Source organism: Actinoplanes sp. NPDC049599 (genome assembly GCF_044465625.1).
GTDB lineage: Bacteria > Actinomycetota > Actinomycetes > Mycobacteriales > Micromonosporaceae > Actinoplanes.
This window is the reverse complement of record NZ_JBITLX010000004.1, coordinates 371,116-386,844: the sequence shown is the minus strand read 5'-3', so window position 1 is coordinate 386,844 and position 15,729 is coordinate 371,116. Positions and strand designations below refer to the sequence as shown.

At 73.4% G+C, this 15,729-nt stretch carries 15 protein-coding genes; 9 read left to right on the top strand and 6 right to left on the bottom strand.

Annotated features, from left to right (window positions below):
• Positions 1 to 43 precede the first annotated feature (43 nt).
• Positions 44 to 1,057, bottom strand: coding sequence for a coenzyme F420-0:L-glutamate ligase (locus tag ACIBQZ_RS10770; protein ID WP_396088332.1), 1,014 nt, complete (start codon positions 1,055 to 1,057; stop codon positions 44 to 46).
• Positions 1,057 to 2,013: a 2-phospho-L-lactate transferase gene (gene cofD / locus ACIBQZ_RS10765; RefSeq protein ID WP_396088330.1), complete on the bottom strand. Its 957-nt coding sequence runs from the start codon at positions 2,011 to 2,013 to the stop codon at positions 1,057 to 1,059. The genes ACIBQZ_RS10770 and cofD overlap by 1 nt, the downstream gene beginning before the upstream one ends.
• 116 nt (positions 2,014 to 2,129) lie before the next feature.
• On the opposite strand from cofD, the gene ACIBQZ_RS10760 reads away from it, so the two are divergent.
• The 3 genes from ACIBQZ_RS10760 (at position 2,130) to ACIBQZ_RS10750 (ending at position 6,321) form a co-directional block, all read left to right on the top strand.
• Positions 2,130 to 3,137, top strand: coding sequence for a hypothetical protein (locus ACIBQZ_RS10760; RefSeq protein WP_396088328.1), 1,008 nt, complete (start codon positions 2,130 to 2,132; stop codon positions 3,135 to 3,137).
• 132 nt (positions 3,138 to 3,269) lie between these two features.
• Positions 3,270 to 5,762, top strand: a complete 2,493-nt coding sequence (locus ACIBQZ_RS10755; RefSeq protein WP_396088326.1) for a bifunctional FO biosynthesis protein CofGH — start codon at positions 3,270 to 3,272, stop codon at positions 5,760 to 5,762.
• A 301-nt stretch (positions 5,763 to 6,063) separates the two neighbouring features.
• Positions 6,064 to 6,321 (top strand): WhiB family transcriptional regulator, encoded by a 258-nt coding sequence (locus ACIBQZ_RS10750; protein WP_015619224.1) that lies wholly within the window; start codon positions 6,064 to 6,066, stop codon positions 6,319 to 6,321.
• Positions 6,322 to 6,354: 33 nt separating this feature from the next.
• Here the strand turns inward: ACIBQZ_RS10750 and ACIBQZ_RS10745 are convergent, their stop codons facing one another.
• Positions 6,355 to 6,840, bottom strand: coding sequence for a metallopeptidase family protein (locus tag ACIBQZ_RS10745; RefSeq protein WP_396088324.1), 486 nt, complete (start codon positions 6,838 to 6,840; stop codon positions 6,355 to 6,357).
• 176 nt (positions 6,841 to 7,016) lie between these two features.
• On the opposite strand from ACIBQZ_RS10745, the gene ACIBQZ_RS10740 reads away from it, so the two are divergent.
• Positions 7,017 to 7,382 (top strand): DUF3499 domain-containing protein, encoded by a 366-nt coding sequence (locus ACIBQZ_RS10740; RefSeq protein WP_396088323.1) that lies wholly within the window; start codon positions 7,017 to 7,019, stop codon positions 7,380 to 7,382.
• 6 nt (positions 7,383 to 7,388) lie between these two features.
• On the opposite strand, the gene ACIBQZ_RS10735 is transcribed toward ACIBQZ_RS10740, so the two are convergent.
• The 3 genes from ACIBQZ_RS10735 to ACIBQZ_RS10725 form a co-directional block, all read right to left on the bottom strand.
• The gene (locus tag ACIBQZ_RS10735) at positions 7,389 to 8,222 is read right to left on the bottom strand and encodes a polysaccharide deacetylase family protein (protein WP_396088322.1); all 834 of its coding nucleotides are present in this window, start codon (positions 8,220 to 8,222) and stop codon (positions 7,389 to 7,391) included.
• Between the two features lie 150 nt (positions 8,223 to 8,372).
• Complete coding sequence (locus tag ACIBQZ_RS10730) at positions 8,373 to 8,924, bottom strand: DUF3455 domain-containing protein (RefSeq protein ID WP_396088321.1); 552 nt, start codon at positions 8,922 to 8,924, stop codon at positions 8,373 to 8,375.
• Positions 8,925 to 9,052: 128 nt separating this feature from the next.
• Positions 9,053 to 10,489, bottom strand: coding sequence for an aldehyde dehydrogenase family protein (locus ACIBQZ_RS10725; protein ID WP_396088319.1), 1,437 nt, complete (start codon positions 10,487 to 10,489; stop codon positions 9,053 to 9,055).
• Positions 10,490 to 10,546: 57 nt separating this feature from the next.
• Here ACIBQZ_RS10725 and ACIBQZ_RS10720 point away from each other — a divergent pair, with 57 nt between their 5' ends.
• The 5 genes from ACIBQZ_RS10720 (at position 10,547) to ACIBQZ_RS10700 (ending at position 15,706) form a co-directional block, all read left to right on the top strand.
• A complete protein-coding gene (locus ACIBQZ_RS10720) occupies positions 10,547 to 11,695 on the top strand; it encodes an SUKH-3 domain-containing protein (RefSeq protein WP_396088317.1) in 1,149 nt (382 codons plus the stop codon).
• Positions 11,696 to 11,752: 57 nt separating this feature from the next.
• Complete coding sequence (locus ACIBQZ_RS10715) at positions 11,753 to 13,021, top strand: GAF domain-containing protein (protein WP_396088315.1); 1,269 nt, start codon at positions 11,753 to 11,755, stop codon at positions 13,019 to 13,021.
• A 38-nt stretch (positions 13,022 to 13,059) separates the two neighbouring features.
• Entirely contained in the window at positions 13,060 to 14,583 is a 1,524-nt protein-coding gene (gene adh, locus ACIBQZ_RS10710) for an aldehyde dehydrogenase (protein ID WP_396088313.1), read from the top strand.
• A gap of 3 nt (positions 14,584 to 14,586) precedes the next feature.
• Positions 14,587 to 14,961, top strand: a complete 375-nt coding sequence (locus tag ACIBQZ_RS10705) for a DUF779 domain-containing protein (protein WP_396088312.1) — start codon at positions 14,587 to 14,589, stop codon at positions 14,959 to 14,961.
• Between the two features lie 70 nt (positions 14,962 to 15,031).
• A complete protein-coding gene (locus tag ACIBQZ_RS10700) occupies positions 15,032 to 15,706 on the top strand; it encodes an endonuclease V (protein WP_396088310.1) in 675 nt (224 codons plus the stop codon).
• The last annotated feature ends 23 nt before the right edge of the window (positions 15,707 to 15,729 follow it).

Genomic DNA, 15,729 nt, shown 5'->3' with positions numbered 1-15,729 from the left:
ACCCCCGATCCCCGGCTGGATCTCACCATGGTCGGACCGCTGCTTACGCCACGACAACCGTGAGAATCGCAGTGGTGTCGTCGTAGGTGACGGTGGACGCGAGGCCTTCCGCGGCCATGGCTGCGCGGAGGCGGTGGATGTCGGCGCCGAAGCGCATCAGGCCCGCCGGCGTCTCGTCCGGGGGAGTGCAGCGGAGCACGCCAGGTGACACCGTCGCCACGGTGATTGCGGCTGCCACGGTGGCCAGCGCGCGGGCGATCCCGTCGGCGGCCGCGGGACCAGCACCGGCCGGGGCGTCCGGGAGAGTCGCCGCGTCGCGCAGGCCGGCTGCTCGGGCCTCGGCCGTACCCAGGGAGAACATGTCGCTGGCCGCGTCGCGCAGCAGGGCGCCCGCTCCGGGCCCCTGCGCCGCGCCCGCGCCCGGGTAGCCGCGCACCACCGCCACCGGCACCTGGTCGCACTTGCCCTTGACCAGCTCACCCGCCGCGGCCAGCTCGTCGATCACGGCCATCTGGGTCAGCTGGAGCTCGTTGCCGTACGGGTCGATCTCGCCCCGGTGGTCCCGGAACGGCTCGATGCCGGCCGCGCCCAGCGCCACGTCGGTCAGCCCGTTGCGCCAGGCCCGGCCCATGGTGTCCGACACGATCACGCCGACCCGCAGGCCCCGCTCCAGCAGCGCGTCGCGCAGCGCGCGGGCGGAGGCGTCCGGGTCGGCCGGGAGCAGCACCAGGTGGGTCTTGTCGACGTTGGACGCGTCGATGCCCGCGGCCGCCATCACGAAGCCGTGGTGGGTCTGCACGATCGCGGTCGGCCCGCGGCGGGCCACCACCCGGCGGGTCTCCGAGGCCAGCGCGCGCTCCCGGGCCGCCTCCCGCTCCGGGCCGTCGGCGGGCACCTCGACCAGCCGGCCCTCGGCCTTCGACACGATCTTGCTGGTTACCACCAGCACGTCGCCGTCGCGCAGCCACGGCGCGTTGGCGGTGATCAGGGCCGCCAGGTCGTCGCCGGCCGTCACGTCGCCGATGCCGCGGACCGGCAGCACCTCGAGACCGTCCATCAGGCGACCCCCGCCAGCTCCAGCGCCGCGGCGACCATCGCGGCCGTCCGGTCCTCGTCGGTCATCCACAGTGGCACGGCCCGGGTGGTCACCCCGGGCACGGACACGCCCTCGTCGCTCGTGTCGACCAGCCAGCCGTCGAGCAGGCCGCGGTCGGTGCGGCCGCCGTACAGGCCGGCCACGCCGGCCGCGCTCACCTCGACGCCGAGCGTCGCCAGGCAGCGGTCGGCCATGCCGCGCACCGGCGCGCCGCCGATGATCGGCGACACCCCGACGACCGGCGCCGGGCCGTCCAGCACGGCCTCCTTGAGCAGCGGTACGGCCAGGATCGGCGCGATGCTGACCACCGGATTGCTCGGCGCCACCAGCACCACGTCCGCGGTGCCGATCGCCTCCAGCACCCCGGCCGCCGGTTTCGCCGCCTCGGCGCCCACGAAGACGAACCGGTGGGTCGGCACGGCGCCGCGGTGGCGCACCCACCACTCCTGGAAGTGGATGGCCTTGCGCTCGCCCTCGACGTCGACGACCACGTGGGTCTCCAGGCGGTCGTCGGTGGCCGGGAGCAGCGTGAGGCCCGGCTGCCAGCGCTCGCACAGCGCGGCGGTGACGGCCGACAGCGGATAGCCGGCGTTCAGCATCGTGGTGCGGACCAGGTGGGTGGCCGTGTCCTTGTCGCCCAGGCCGAACCAGGACGGCTCGGCGCCGTACTTCGCCAGTTCCTCCTTGACCACCCAGGTCTCGCCGACCCGGCCCCAGCCGCGGTCCGGATCGGCCGCGCCGCCCAGGGTGTACATGACGCTGTCCAGGTCGGGGCAGATCTGCAGGCCGTGCATCCGCACGTCGTCACCGACATTGACCACCGCCGTGACCTCGGCGCCGATTCGCCGGGCGTGGGCACGCAGGCCCACCAGGAACCGGGCGCCACCGATTCCCCCGGTCAGGACCACGATCCGCATCCGACCATCCTTGCGCACCGCGGCCGGATCCGCGGGCTGCGGGTCTCGGGTGTGATCTGCCTATCGGGTCTAGGCTGAGCCGACTTGCCCGCTATCGGACCAACAGGAGTCCAGCTGTGACCAGCACACCGCCGCCGCAGCAGCAGCCGGGGCGCCCGGGAGGCTCGGCCGTCCAGGTGATCCGGCCGCTGCGTGACCTCACCGCGTACGCCCTGGTGGCCGCGCCCGCCATCTGGCTCTTCGTCGCGGTGATCCGGCTGATCCCGTCCGGGGTGGGGCAGGACTTCCTCACCCGGGTGCAGAACAGCTTCTACAGCTTCGTCAACATCGAGATGCTGCTGCTGCCGCTCGCGGCGGTGCTGCTGGCGACCGTGGTCCAGCCGATGCACAAGCACGCCAAGCTGATCACGATCGCCGCGCTGATCGAGTACGCGGTGGCGGCCGCCTTCGCGGTCCTGTTCGGCTTCCTGATCGGCCTGGTGAAGATCGCCGGCTGGAGCGTCCGGGTGGCGTTCGAGGAGTTCCTGGTCCGGGCGGCCTGGCTGGCGGTGTTCGGGGCGGCGGCGTACGCGGTCTTCCTGATCTGGCGCGCCTTCTTCCACACGCCGAAGCCGAAGCCCCAGCCCGGCATGTACGGCCAGCCCCAGCAGTGGCAGCAACAGCAGCAGTACGGCCAGCCCGGTTACCCGCAGGGCCAGCCCGGTCAGCCCGGCTTCCCACCGCCGCCCGGCCAGCCTGGTTACCCCCAGCCGCAGCACCCGGCGGCGCAGACCCAGCCGGTGCAGACCCCGCCGCAGCCCGGCCAGTGGGGTCAGCCCCCGGCCTGGGGAGCGCCCACCTCCGGGCAGCCGACGGTGACCCCGCCGGCCTCGGCCCCGCCGGCGCCGCCGGTGTCGGCCCAGCCCGCCTCGGGCGGCGCCCCCGGCACCCCGCCGGGCCCGTTCGCGCCCTCACCGGGCCACCCGCAGGCGCCCGGCGCCTACTCCGCGCAGTCCTACCCGCCGGCGTACGGCCAGCCGCAGCAGCAGCCGGGCGGTTACGCGGACCCGACCCAGGCGATCCCGCCCGCCGACGACGCCGACCGCACCCGGATCGTGGGCGAGGAACCCCCGCACCGCCAGTGACCGCCGCCGACGGCGCCCCGACCGGGGCGCCGTCGCTGTTTCCGGCTGTTCCCAGCCCGGCGTGTTTCAGACCACTGTCACTGCCCTGTTACGGCGGACGCAGCCGATCGCATTCCGGCCTAGGCTGCACAGGTGGCAGACGTGACTGAGGCCAGCATCCGCCGTGCGCTGAAGCGTGCGACCGACGGCAAGGCGATCGATGCCGGTGAGGCGACCGCGCTGCTCGCTGCCGAGGGGCCGTTCCTCGACGACCTGCTGGCGGTGGCCGGCGGGGTCCGCGACGCGGGGTTGCGCGAGGCGGGGCGCCCCGGCGTGGTCACGTACTCGAAGAAGGTCTTCATCCCGCTGACCCGGCTGTGCCGCGACCGCTGCCACTACTGCACCTTCGCGACCGTGCCGCACCGGCTGCCGGCGGCGTTCCTGGAGCGCGACGAGGTGCTCGCGATCGCCCGCGAGGGCGCCGCGCAGGGCTGCAAGGAGGCGCTGTTCACGCTCGGTGACCGGCCCGAGGAGCGCTGGCCCGCCGCCCGGCAGTGGCTGGACGAGCGCGGCTACGACTCGACCCTGGACTACGTGCGGGCCTGCGCGATCGCCGTGCTGGAGGAGACCGGGCTGCTGCCGCACCTCAACCCGGGGGTCCTGAGCTGGGCGGACCTGCAGCGGCTCAAGCCGGTCGCGCCGAGCATGGGCATGATGCTGGAGACCACGGCGACCCGGCTGTGGTCCGAGCCGGGCGGCCCGCACTACGGCTCGCCCGACAAGGAGCCGGCCGTCCGGCTGCGCGTGCTCGACGACGCCGGCCGGGTCGGGGTCCCGTTCACCACCGGTATCCTGATCGGCATCGGCGAGACGCCGGCCGAGCGGGTCGACGCGATCTTCGCGATGCGCCGCACGGCCCGCGAGTACGGCCACATCCAGGAAGTCATCATCCAGAATTTCCGCGCCAAGCCGGACACGGCGATGCGCGGCATGCCGGACGCCGAGCTGCGCGAGCTGGCCGCCACGGTCGCGGTCGCCCGGATCATCCTGGGCCCCCGGGCCCGGATCCAGGCCCCGCCGAACCTGATCGCGGGCGAGTATTCCCTGCTGCTGCGCGCGGGCATCGACGACTGGGGCGGCGTCTCCCCGGTGACGCCGGATCACGTCAACCCCGAGCGCCCCTGGCCGCAGATCGAGGCGCTGCGCGAGCAGTCCCGGCAGGCCGGCTTCGAGCTGCGCGAGCGCCTGACCATCTACCCGGAATACGTCCGCCGCGGCGAGAGCTGGCTGGACCCGCGGCTGGCCGCGCACGTGGCGGCGCTGGCCGACCCGGCGACCGGGCTGGCCCGCGAGGAGGCGAGGCCGGCCGGGCTGCCCTGGCAGGAGCCCGACGACGCGTACGCGAGCGGGCGCACCGACCTGTTCGCCACCATCGACACCGAGGGCCGCACCGGCGACCGCCGCGGCGACTTCGACAGCGTGTACGGCGACTGGGACGAGGTGGCCGCGCACATCACCACCGAAGCAGCCGGGCCTCGTATCGAGTCCGAAGTGCTGGCCGGCTTGAAGCTTGCCGCCGAAAACCCCGCGGCTCTGCTCGACCCGGCCCACGAGGACAAGGCGATGGCTCTCTTCAACGCGGACGGCTCCGCGCTGGACGAGCTCGTCCGCCTCGCCGACGACCTCCGCAGGGACGTCAACGGCGACGACGTGACGTACGTGGTCAACCGCAACATCAACTTCACCAACGTCTGCTACGTGGGCTGCCGGTTCTGCGCGTTCGCCCAGCGTGAGCAGGACGCCGACGCGTACCGGCTGTCGGTCGAGCAGGTCGCCGACCGCGCCGAGGAGGCGTGGAAGGACGGCGCCACCGAGGTCTGCATGCAGGGCGGCATCGACCCGAAGATGCCGATCACCGCGTACGCCGACCTGGTCCGGGCGGTGAAGCGCCGGGTGCCGGGCATGCACGTGCACGCGTTCTCGCCGATGGAGATCGTCACCGGCGCGGCCAAGGCGGGCGTCTCGGTGCGGGAGTGGCTGACCGAGCTGCACGACGCCGGGCTGGACACGATCCCGGGCACGGCCGCCGAGATCCTCGACGACGACGTGCGCTGGGTGCTCACCAAGGGCAAACTGCCCGCGTCCGCCTGGATCGACGTGGTCACCACGGCCCACCAGGTGGGCATCCGGTCCAGCTCGACCATGATGTACGGCCACGTCGACCACCCCCGCCAGTGGCTCGGCCACTTCCGGGTGCTGGCCGGCATCCAGGACGTCACCGGCGGCTTCACCGAGTTCGTCGGGTTGCCGTTCATCCACACCAACGCCCCGATCTACCTGGCCGGCATCGCCCGCCCCGGGCCTACCTGGCGGGAGAACAGGGTCGTGCACGCGATGGCCCGGATCCTGCTGCACGGGCGGATCGGCAACATCCAGTGTTCCTGGGTCAAGCTCGGCGACGAGGGCACCATCGCGATGCTCAACGGGGGCTGCAACGACCTCGGCGGCACCCTGATGGAGGAGACGATCTCCCGGATGGCCGGCTCGGAGCACGGGTCCGCCCGGACCGTCGCCCAGCTCAAGGAATTGGCCGCCGCCGCGGGCCGGCCCGCGGCCGAACGCACGACCGGGTACGGCCGCCGCTAGATCCCCCTAGTCAACGGGTCACAAAATGGGGTAATTTGGACTCGACGCGCCGACCTCGCGTTACCTTCCGGTGGCCCGGACAGATAGGGCTGGAACGGGACTCGCGAGGCCGTCATCGCGCCTTGGGGGAAACGGGCCTATTTATCAGGTTCGGCTTGACGACGCACGTCTTACACGCGTGTAATTTCGGTGGGGTTGTGGGAAAGACGCGTCGCGAAGCGTGTTTTCCCGCAAGAAACACGCCGCGTGCGTGGGGGGTCAGCGCAGGCATCGCTGCCGGCGCGGAAAAGGAGGCACGCCGATGGAAGCGCAGGTTGAAGGGGTGGACCTGCTCGGGGACGCGCCCGAGTGGCAGGAGCGGGCCTTGTGCTCGCAGACCGATCCAGAGGCTTTCTTCCCGGAGAAGGGCGGTTCGACGCGCGAGGCGAAGCGGATCTGCGGCCGGTGCGACGTCAAGGCCGAGTGCCTGGAGTACGCGCTGGGCCACGACGAACGCTTCGGCATCTGGGGCGGGCTCAGCGAGCGGGAGCGCCGCAAGCTCAAGCGCCGGGTGGCCTGACGCCCGCTTTCCCGCAGACGCCGGGGGGCCGTCTCAGGAAAGTTCGTCAGGGTCAACACCGAGCAGGTTGGCGACCTGCTCGATGATCACGTCATGCACGAGGTCGGCGAGGTCCTCACGGTCCATCGCCCGGAATTCCAGCGGCCGCCGGTAGAGCACGATCCGCGGCGGCAGCTCCTGGCGACCGGGCCGGCCCGGCAACAAGCGGGCCAGGGGCACCTCGCCGTCCTCGAGCACGTCGGAGTCGTAGACGTTCAGATCCGGCGGCACGTCCTCGACGGCGAACTCGACGCCGGCGAGTTCCTTGGCGTAGCGCCGCTCGAGACCCTCGACCGTGTCCAGCACGAGGTCGTCGAAGATCTCCGCCTTGGTGCGGGCGAGCGGCACCGTCGCCGGCACGAGCCGGCCGCGGAGGCCGCGGCCGTGCCGGTCGCGGCGGGTGGGGCGGCCGGGGCCGGCGGCGCGGGCCGACCGGCCGGGTTCCGCACCGGACCGGCGGCGGTCGGGACTGGTAGTCACGTCGGCCAGCCTAGCCCGCGCGAGGCGTCGTCCGTGGTCAGGCTGGGTCCGCCGCGTTTCTTCCCCGGGAATTCGTCCCATTGGGACGGCGTGTCGGTGCGCCATGACGAAATCGTGATGCATGGTGGGTCGGCGTGTCGCGGCTGGCGGTCGCCGCGGGGAGATAACGTGCCGCCGTGAGGTCACCACGGCGCTGCTCCCGGAACGGCTGTCCCCGACAGGCGGTCGCCACTCTGACCTACGTCTACAGCGATTCGACCGCGGTGGTCGGCCCGCTGGCCGCGTTCGCGGAGCCGCACACCTACGACCTGTGCGAGCCGCACGCCCGCAGCCTCACCGCGCCGCGCGGGTGGGAACTGGTCCGCCACGACGGCGACTTCCTGCCGCCGCCGCCCACCACCGACGACCTGGTCGCGCTGGCCGACGCCGTCCGCGAGGCGGCCCGCCCGGCCCCGCCGCCGCGTCCGGAGGAGCACGACAACCTGCCGGGGCACCAGACCGGCCGCCGCGGCCACCTGCGCGTCATCCCGCCCTCGCATTGAGGTGTCTCAGGGCAGCGCGATGAGCCGGTAGCGCTGCCGCAGCCAGGGCAGCAACGTCTCGTAGGCCGTGATCGTCTCCGGCTGGCGGTAGTCGTGGGAGAGCACGATCGACCCCCGGCCCACGTGCTGCTTGACCGTCCGGACCACCTTCGCCCGGTGCGCCGCGCCCGTCTCGCCCTTCGGGTGCTCCCAGTCGCGCGGATCCACCTGCCAGTAGATCGAGGTCATGCCGAGTTCCCTGGCGACCCGCACGAACGCCGGGGTGAAGTTCCCGCCCGGCGCCCGCAGGTATTTGATCTTCGCCCCGGGCGCGGCTCGCCGGATCGCCTGGTTGGTGCGTGCCAGGTCCGCCCGGATCGCCGCCGGCCTCCGCTTGCCCAGGGTCAGGCTGTGCGCCCAGGTGTGGTTGCACAGGGTGTGGCCCTCGGCGGCGATCCGCCGGACCAGCCCGGGGTACGCCGCCACGTTGCGGCCGACCACGCAGAAGGTTGCCTTGACGCGTTCCTTCTTGAGCAGGTCGAGCAGCCTCGGGGTCTGCACCGGGTCGGGTCCGTCGTCGAAGGTCAGCGCCACCCCGGCCCGGCCGGTGCGCATCAGGCTGTCGGCGGGCCCGCCGGCGCGCGCCGTCCGGTGCTTCGCGGGCTTGCGGACCGGCTTGCTCTTGACCGGCTTGCGGTGCGCCGGTACGGCCGGCGGCTTGGGCTTCTTCGCCGCCGGCGCCGGGGCGGAGCGGGCCGGCGAGGAGGCCGAAGTGGTCGGTGCGGCGCTGGTCACGGCGGGTCCACAGCCCGCCAGCAGGCCGAGCGCCAGACCGAGCACCAACACCTTGGGGGTACGCATCGCGAGCAAACTCCGTCCTGGGGCCACAAACGAGGACGGGTGAAATATGGTGCCCCGGCCGCCGGTTCGGAACGGTCAACCGCAGGGCTGGCACTCATGGGGGAGAAGACGGCACAGTGACCGGCCCGGATCACTGTGCCGCCGGCCGGGTCAGCCCCAGAAGACGTACAGGGCGCCGTAGCGGACCGCCCGGGTGGCGCCGTCGGTGCAGGCGCCGGCCGGGGCCACGCCGCCCGAGGTGTTCAGCCGCTGGATGTGGGTGGCCTTGGCCAGCAGGCCGTTCGCCGGTCCGCTGTGACTGGTGACCTCGAGCAGCAGCTCCGGGATCGTGCCGGGGCGGGGCAGGTCGGCCTTCTTCGTGGCCGTCACCAGGGAGCCGTCGCGCTCCGACTGCCAGCTCGGCCCCTTGAAGTGGTGGATCAGGCCGCCGGGGCCGGCCAGCTTGGCCTCGGGCACCGACGCGCCGGTGAAGACGCCGCCGGTGCAGGTGTAGGTCTGGGTGCCCTGGACCACCCGGAACGCGCCGATCCGGCGCAGGCCGGGCGGCGGATCGATGGGTGACGGCGAGGCGCTCGGCCGCGGCCGCGGGCCGCCGGTGAGCTCGGCGGCGGAGGCGTTGTAGGTGACCGCGCTGACGGCGGCCACCACGGTCGCGGCCGCGGCGACCGTCACGGCACGGAGACGGGTTCGGCTGGAGGACATGGCGGTACTCCCTCGGGTAGGTGTGTTCGCACCGAGGTACGCGCGCCCGCCGGGTCCGGATGACCGGTTGCCCGAAAGACGGCGGTGATTGCCCCGACGGGCGATCCTGAATGGATGTACTGCTGCCGCTAGAGGGTGATGCCGGTCAGCACCATCACGCGCGGCTCGGTGTAGTCGTCCATCGCGCTGGCCACGCCCTCGCGGCCCACGCCGCTGCCCTTCACCCCGCCGTACGGCATCTGGTCGGCCCGGTACGACGGCACGTCACCCACGATCACGCCGCCGACGCGGAGCTCGCGGTGCGCGGTGAACGCCGTCTGGATGCTGTGCGTGAAGACGCCGGCCTGGAGCCCGTACGCCGAGTCGTTGATCGCGGCGAGGCCGGCGGCGTCGTCGGTGACCTCGGAGACCACCAGGACCGGCCCGAAGACCTCCTCGGTGAGCACCTTCGCGTCGGCCGGGACCCCGGTCAGCACGGTCGGCGGGTACGTCGCACCGTCCCGCTTGCCGCCCACGGCCACCGTGGCGCCGGCGGCCACGGCCTCGTCGACCCACTCCTCGACGCGCCGCGCCGCGTCCTCGCTGATCATCGGGCCGACCTCGACCTCCGGGTCCCGCGGGTCGCCGGTGCGCAGCGCGGTCACGGCGTCGATCAGGCGCGGCAGGAAGCCGGTCAGGCCGGCGTGCACGTAGACCCGCTGCACCGCGATGCAGCTCTGGCCCGCCTGGTACGTCCCGAACGTCGCCACCCGCTGCGCCGCCCAGCCCAGGTCGGCGTCGCTGCCGTAGTCGCCGCAGAGCAGCACCGCCGCGTTGCCGCCCAGCTCCAGCGTCACGTGCTTCTCCGGCGCGGACCGGCGGATCCGCGCGCCGACCGGGCCCGAGCCGGTGAACGACACGATCGGCAGCCGCGGGTCGGCGACCAGCGCCGCGGCCCGGTCGTTCGGGATCGGCAGCACCGAGAACAGGCCCGCCGGCAGGTCGGTCTCCGCCAGGATCCCGCCGAGCAGCAGCGCGGTCAGCGGGGTGGCCGGCGCGGGCTTGAGCACGATCGGCGCGCCCACCGCGAGGGCCGGGGCGATCTTGTGGGCGACCAGGTTGAGCGGGAAGTTGAACGGCGAGATGCCCAGCACCGGCCCGCGCGGCACCCGCTTGACCAGGGCCAGCCGGCCGGTGCCCGCGGCGTCGGTGTCGAGCCGTTGCAGGTCGCCGCCGAACCGGCGGGCCTCCTCGGCGGCCCAGCGGAACACCGACACGGCGCGGTCGGCCTCGATCCGGGCCCACTTGAGCGGCTTGCCGTTCTCCGCGGTGATCAGCGCGGCGATCTCCTCGCGGCGCTCGGCGAGGCGGCGCGAGACGTGGTCGAGGGCGGCCGCGCGCACGTGCGCGGGCAGGGCCGCGGCCTGCTCGGCGACCCCGGCCGCGGCCGCGACGGCGGCCTCGACCTGGGCCTCGGTGGCCCAGCTGGTGCGCCCGACCGGGTGACCGTCGTACGGGTGCGTCACCGTGACTTCCGTGTCGCCGTGCGCCGCTTCGCCCGCGACATAGAACGCTGTCGTGTCCACCCGGCCAGCCTATGTCGCCGCCCGCCGGTATGGTCGGCGCTCGGCCCGGGAGGATCGATGACAATGCGGCACGTGCTGCCCAGCGGTGTGACCTTGGAGCGCCGCGACGCCCCGGCGGGCCCCGCCGACCTGCCGCCGCACGTGCTCGAACGGATCGCGCTGCGCTGGGCGGAGAACGCCGGCTGCCCGCCCGACCAGGTGGTGCTGGGCGAGGAGGAGCTCGGCTGGTCGATCCAGGCGCCGGGGGCGGCCACGAGCTACGCCACCTTCGTCGACAAGGTCACCGGCCGCATCGTGAGCTTCGCCAACCCGGCGTACCTGAGCGAGCAGTACGGCAAACAGCTGACGTACGAGCGCGGCCTGCTGCCGCGGGCCGGCGCCGACGGACCGCGGGTGGAGCCGCCCGGCCTCGTCGCCGAGGTGGCCGTGGGATCGTCCACCGCCCGCGCGGCCGGCGTGCGCACCGACGAGCCGCCCGTGCTGCACCCGTTCGTGCGAGCCCGGCTGGCGGCGATCCCGGCCCGGGAACGGGTCCGCGGCGCCGAGTGGCACCCCGAGCTGACCGCCCTGGGCAAGGTGGTGCAGGGGCCCGACGACCCCGGCGCCGAGGTGCGGCTCTGGCGGGTACGCGAACCGGGCGACCCGAACCAGGGCACCTCGACCGCCACCCCCTGCGACACGTGCACGCGGGTGCTCGGCGTCCGCCCGTTCTGGCCGGTGCGGGAGTCCGGGCCGCCCGCCGGTGACTCCCGGTGGCAGCGGCTGCTCGCCCGGCGCCGGCTGCATCACCGCCCGGCCCCGGACCGCGCCCGGGTCGCCGAGCGGATCGAGCAGACGCTGGCCGCCCGCGGGGTCGAGCACCGGCACGCAGTCTCCCCGGCGGCGGTCGAGGCCCTGGAGCGCTACCTCGGCGCCGACTCGACCGGGCAGGCGCCGGGCCGGTCGGTGCGCACCGCCCCCTTCCACATCGACCCGGCTTGGGCCGCCGACACCGCCGACACGCTGGCCCGGGTGGCGGCGCGGGTGGGCGCGCCGCTGTTCCCGCTCGGCACCGCCGGCCACGAGGGTTTCCTGGCCGTCGACCCCGGGGGCCGGGTGTTCCTGGTGGACGGGACCGGCGAGTGGTCGCTGGGCACCGGCCTGCCGGCGGCCCTGGACACCCTGCTGCTGGGCCGCGCCGCAACCCGGGTGCGTGAACCCCGCTGAACAGGTGGTTGTCGGACGGCGTGATGCGGGTCACGATGGACGGGACTGGAGGTGCGCATGTCCAACCCCTGGCTCGCGCTCGCCCTCGGCACCGACCCCGCGGAACGGATCAGCCAGGTGGGCCGGGCCCACGAGCGGTTCGTGACCGGCGAACAACCGGTGACCCAGGTGCGTGACGTGGTGGCCGCCTCCTGGCGGCGCTCGGCCGGCGCGCGGGTGAGCCCGGACAGCACCGCGCCCATCGAGCTCAGCGACGGCGACCTGGAGGCGTACCGGGCCGCGCACCCGCTGGCCCGGGTGCTGCCGATCTTCCGGGACCTGCTGGGCGGGCTCGCCGACGACGGGGACCACCTGATGGCGGTCTGCGACGCGCACGGGCGGCTGCTCTGGGTCGAGGGCACCACCTCGGTGCTGCGTGGCGCCGAGTCGATGAACTTCGTGCCGGGCGCCCGCTGGGACGAGGCGCACGCCGGCACCAACGCGCCCGGCACCGCGCTCGCCGTCGACCACCCGCTGCAGATCTTCGCCACCGAGCACTTCACCCGCGGCGTGCAGCGCTGGACCTGCGCGGCCGCGCCGATCCACGACCCGGCGACCGGGCGGCTGCTCGGCGCGATCGACGTGACCGGCGGCGATCACCTGGCCAACCCGCACAGCCTCGCGCTGGTCCGGGCCACCGCGCTGGCGGCCGAGGCGTTCCTCGGCGCCCACCAGTCGGCGCGGTCCGCCACGGTGTCGGCGCTGGGCCGGGAAGACGCCGTGCTGTCGATCGGCGGCAAGTCCCTGCGGCTCGGCCGCCGGCACTCCGAACTGCTCGTCCTGCTGCTGATGCACCCGGAGGGACGGAGCGGGGATCAGCTCGCGCTGGACCTGTACGCCGACGATCTGAACCCGGTCACCGTGCGCGCGGAGCTCTCCCGGCTGCGCCGGATCCTCGGCCCGGAGCTGCTGGACTCGCGGCCCTACCGGTTGCGCGCCGACGTGGACGCCGACTTCCTGACGGTGCACCGTCTGCTGGAGAGTGGCCTGGTCGCCGAGGCGGTGGCGGCCTACGCCGGACCGCTGTTGCCCTCCTCGGACGCGCCGGGAGTGGCCCGGCTGCGCCGGTTGATCGACTCCCGGCTCCGGGCGGCGGTGCTGAGCCGCGCCGATCTGCTCCAGGCCTGGGTGAACGCCCCCTGGGGCGCCGACGACCTGGAGATGTGGGAGGCGTACGCGGCCGTCCTGCCGCCCGGTTCCCCTACCCGCTTGCTGGCCGCCAGGCGGATCGCTCAGCTCGCAGCGGAATACGGGCTTGCAACGTCTGTGCAACGTCCGCGTAACTAACGTCACACGTACCCGAACTGGTACGGAGGGACACGCGCATGACCATCTATTCCCCGCCCGGATCCGACGGTGCGGTCGTCCGCTACGAATCCCGTTATGACCACTGGATCGGTGGCGAGTACGTACCGCCCGCCAAGGGTCAGTACTTCGAGAACCCCTCGCCGGTCAACGGCCAGAACTTCTGCGAGATCGCCCGGGGCACCGCCGACGACGTGGAGCGCGCGCTCGACGCGGCACACGGCGCGGCCGACGCCTGGGGCCGCACCTCGGTGGCCGAGCGAGCCAACATCCTCAACCGGATCGCCGACCGGATGGAGGCGAACCTCGAGCCGCTGGCGGTCGCCGAGACCTGGGAGAACGGCAAGCCGGTCCGGGAGACCATGGCCGCCGACATCCCGCTGGCGATCGACCACTTCCGGTACTTCGCCGGCGCGCTGCGGGCCCAGGAGGGCACCCTCGGCGAGATCGACGACGACACGGTGGCGTACCACTTCCACGAGCCGCTCGGCGTGGTCGCGCAGATCATCCCGTGGAACTTCCCGATCCTGATGGCGGTCTGGAAGCTCGCGCCCGCGCTGGCCGCCGGCAACTGCGTGGTGCTCAAGCCGGCCGAGCAGACCCCGGCCTCGATCCACTACTGGATGTCGCTGATCGCCGACCTGCTGCCGCCGGGCGTGATCAACATCGTCAACGGCTTCGGCGTCGAGGCCGGCAAGCCGCTGGCCAGCTCGAACCGGGTCGCCAAGGTCGCCTTCACCGGCGAGACCACCACCGGCCGGCTGATCATGCAGTACGCCTCCGAGAACATCATCCCGGTCACCCTGGAGCTCGGCGGCAAGAGCCCGAACATCTTCTTCGACGACGTCAGCGCCCAGGACGACGACTTCCTGGACAAGGCGCTCGAGGGCTTCTCGATGTTCGCCCTGAACCAGGGTGAGGTCTGCACCTGCCCGTCGCGCGCGCTGATCCAGCGGGGCCACTACTCCGACTTCCTGGCCGCGGGCGTCAAGCGCGTGGAGAACATGAAGCAGGGCAACCCGCTGGACACCGACACCCAGGTCGGTGCGCAGGCCTCCAACGACCAGCTGGAGAAGATCCTGTCGTACCTCGACATCGGCCGCCAGGAGGGCGCCAAGGTGCTCGTCGGCGGCGCCCGCGCGGACCTCGGCGGCGACCTGAACGGCGGCTACTACGTGCAGCCGACGGTCTTCGAGGGCGCGAACTCGATGCGGATCTTCCAGGAGGAGATCTTCGGCCCGGTGGTCTCGGTGACCTCGTTCACCGACTACGCCGACGCGATCAAGACCGCCAACGACACCCTGTACGGCCTCGGCGCCGGCCTCTGGACCCGCGACATGAACACGGCGTACCGGGCGGGCCGGGCGATCAAGGCCGGCCGGGTGTGGACCAACTGCTACCACCTGTACCCGGCGCACGCGGCGTTCGGCGGTTACAAGCAGTCCGGCATCGGCCGGGAGAACCACAAGATGATGCTGGACCACTACCAGCAGACGAAGAACCTGCTGGTCAGCTACTCGCCCAAGGCCATGGGCTTCTTCTAGGCCATGGGAGCCCGAGTGGATGTGACGCCCGCGGCGGCCGACCTGATCCGGTCGCTGCGGGGCCAGCACGGCCCGCTGATGTTCCATCAGTCCGGCGGGTGCTGCGACGGCAGCGCCCCGATGTGCTACCTGGAGGGGGAGTTCCGCACCGGCGCCAGCGACGTGCTGCTCGAGGAGCTGCGCATCGACGGGGTGGCCGAGCCGGTCTCGTTCTGGATGAGCACGTCGCAGTTCGAGGCCTGGAAGCACACCCACCTCACCGTGGACGTGGTGCCGGGCCGGGGCAGCGGCTTCAGCCTGGAGGCGCCGGAGGGGGTGCGCTTCCTGATCCGCAGCCGCATCCTGACGCCCGAGGAACTGGCGGCGTTGCCGTCGTGACGGCCGGCCCGGCCACGGGGTGGGAAACCCGCCAGGCGGCCGGGCCGCCGCTGCGCTAGCGTCTGCGGCCGTGACCGACGAGGAATGGCCGCGTACCGAGGCCGAGGCGCTGGCCGTGCAGGACGCCCTGCGACCGCGGCTGCTCGGCGGCCCCGGCCCGGACCGCCCGGCCACCGTCGCCGGCCTGGACGTGGCATACCACGAGGACGGCGAACGGCTGGCCGCCGCGATCGTCGTGCTGGACATCGCCGGCCACCGCGTCGTCGACACCGCGGTGGTGCGCGGCCGGGCCGCCTTCCCGTACGTGCCCGGGCTGTTCGCGTTCCGGGAGATCCCGGCGCTGCTGACCGCCCTGGACCGGCTCGCCGTCCGGCCCGACGTGCTGATCTGCGACGGCCACGGGCTGGCCCATCCGCGCCGGTTCGGGCTCGCCTGCCACCTCGGCGTGCTCACCGGGCTGCCGTCGTTCGGCGTCGGCAAGACCCCGCTGGTGGGCAGCTGGGCGCCGCCGGGCGAGCGCCGCGGCGACCGGTCGGAGCTGGTCGACGCCGGGGAGACCGTGGGTGCGGTGCTGCGGACCCGGGCCGGGGTCAAGCCGGTCTTCGTGTCGGTCGGGCACCGGATGGACCTCGGCACCGCCTGCGCGCTGACCCTCGGGCTCACGCCACGCTTCCGGCTGCCGGAGACGACGCGGGCGGCCGACCGGGCCTGCCGTGACGGGTTGCGCTCGCCGGCACAGATGTAACAGGCCCGAGACGGTGACGCCAC

Bases quoted from the DNA above. Each gene is read 5' to 3' on its own strand.
- ACIBQZ_RS10770 (WP_396088332.1), bottom strand. From the start codon at position 1,057: ATGGACGGTCTCGAGGTGCTGCCGGTCCGCGGCATCGGCGACGTGACG.
- cofD (WP_396088330.1), bottom strand. From the start codon at position 2,013: ATGCGGATCGTGGTCCTGACCGGGGGAATCGGTGGCGCCCGGTTCCTG.
- ACIBQZ_RS10750 (WP_015619224.1), top strand. From the start codon at position 6,064: ATGGAAGCGCAGGTTGAAGGGGTGGACCTGCTCGGGGACGCGCCCGAG.
- ACIBQZ_RS10735 (WP_396088322.1), bottom strand. From the start codon at position 8,222: ATGCGTACCCCCAAGGTGTTGGTGCTCGGTCTGGCGCTCGGCCTGCTG.
- ACIBQZ_RS10730 (WP_396088321.1), bottom strand. From the start codon at position 8,924: ATGTCCTCCAGCCGAACCCGTCTCCGTGCCGTGACGGTCGCCGCGGCC.
- ACIBQZ_RS10720 (WP_396088317.1), top strand. From the start codon at position 10,547: ATGACAATGCGGCACGTGCTGCCCAGCGGTGTGACCTTGGAGCGCCGC.
- ACIBQZ_RS10715 (WP_396088315.1), top strand. From the start codon at position 11,753: ATGTCCAACCCCTGGCTCGCGCTCGCCCTCGGCACCGACCCCGCGGAA.
- adh (WP_396088313.1), top strand. From the start codon at position 13,060: ATGACCATCTATTCCCCGCCCGGATCCGACGGTGCGGTCGTCCGCTAC.
- ACIBQZ_RS10705 (WP_396088312.1), top strand. From the start codon at position 14,587: ATGGGAGCCCGAGTGGATGTGACGCCCGCGGCGGCCGACCTGATCCGG.